Origin of the sequence: Anaerovibrio slackiae, assembly GCF_009695585.1 — a bacterium.
GTDB classification, from domain to species: Bacteria; Bacillota; Negativicutes; order Selenomonadales; family Selenomonadaceae; genus Anaerovibrio; species Anaerovibrio slackiae.
Genome location: NZ_VUNR01000065.1, coordinates 1 through 1346 on the forward strand (window position 1 = coordinate 1; position 1346 = coordinate 1346).

At 42.5% G+C, this 1346-nt stretch carries 2 protein-coding genes; both read right to left on the minus strand.

The genetic code is table 11. From position 1 onward, the window contains the following. Window positions 1-52 precede the first annotated feature (52 nt). Entirely contained in the window at window positions 53-967 is a 915-nt protein-coding gene (locus FYJ84_RS14355; RefSeq protein WP_328596404.1) for an IS3 family transposase, read from the minus strand. Further along, window positions 964-1248 (minus strand): transposase, encoded by a 285-nt coding sequence (locus FYJ84_RS14360; protein ID WP_014424218.1) that lies wholly within the window; start codon window positions 1246-1248, stop codon window positions 964-966. The genes FYJ84_RS14355 and FYJ84_RS14360 overlap by 4 nt, the downstream gene beginning before the upstream one ends. Between the last annotated feature and the right edge of the window lie 98 nt (window positions 1249-1346).

The following is a 1346-nucleotide window of genomic DNA, read 5'->3' on the forward strand; positions in this document are numbered from 1 at the left end:
TGGTCCTATGTCAAGATTTAGTACAACATAAAATGAGAAATTTTAATTATTTTCAGCTTACCAATAGTGATTCTCTAGCAACGCTCGCATTGTAAAGTTTTTCGAAGTCATCTGGCGAAAGATATCCACAATGGCTGTGAATCCGCTTTGTATTATAAAATGCTTCAATATACTCAAAAATTAGGCTGTAAGCATGATTAAAATCCCGGATTCTAAAGCGGTTCAGCCATTCACGCTTTATCAATGCGTGAAATGACTCGATACAGGCATTATCCCATGGATAAGCTTTCTTGGAATAGCTCCGCTGCATTCGTGCGGTGGCCTTCTTATATTCTTTAGCTACGTATTGGCTGCCTCGGTCTGAGTGGATAATCAGTGGTAAATCGAGGTTGCGGCGTAATTTCGCTTTTTGAATTGTTTCCGTTACGCAGCTTACTTCTAAGCTGTCAGAAAGCGTCCATGCGATGATTTTGCGAGAGTACAAGTCCATAATGCTGGTCAAGTATACAAATCCGTCAATTGTCCATACATAAGTGATGTCTGAGCACCAAACCGCATTAGGCCGTTCTGGATTAAATTGTTCATCCAAGATGTTCTGTAGACTGTCACTGAAGTCTGGATCAACGGTAGTTGGGACCCAGGGCTTAACCCATTGAGCACGAAGCCCCATCTGGCGCATATATTGACCTACAGTCCTTTCAGAGATGATTTCTCCGGCTTTACGCAGTTCTGATGTGATTTTAGGCGCACCATAATTTTGATGAGACTCATCGTAGATTCGCTGGATTTGTTCTTTTACTTCCTGTCGTCTTATTGATGTGTCTGATGGCAGACGATGGCGCCAAGCGTTATAGCCCGAGCGTGAAACGCCAAGTTTTCGCAGCATTCCGGAGACGGAAATAGGGCGTCCTTCTTCTTTTGCAATTTCCGCCTGTTCAGAGACCTGAAGATAAATGGCCTCTGTTATTTTCCCAGAATGCTGATGGCTTTTTTTAACACGTCAAGTGCGTCTTTCGTATCGCGCAATTCACGGCGTAATCTGGCAATTTCTTTCTGCTCATCTGATTCGTAGTTGCCGGAACCTCTTACAACGATATCGCCGGAGTCACGAAGTTCTTTCCGCCACTTGGTCAAAGTGCTGTAACCGATGCCTAAGTTATTGGCGCAGCCACGCAAGCCAAGCTCCTTATGATCTTCGTAATATTGAATTGCGTCAAGTTTAAACTGTTTGTCATGTTGTTTAGCCATTCTGAAATCCTCCTCAAGATAGGTACATATATTGTACCATGTCATGAACTTATTTAGGATTTCTCATTTTGACTTGTACTATTTATATTCTAACTCCA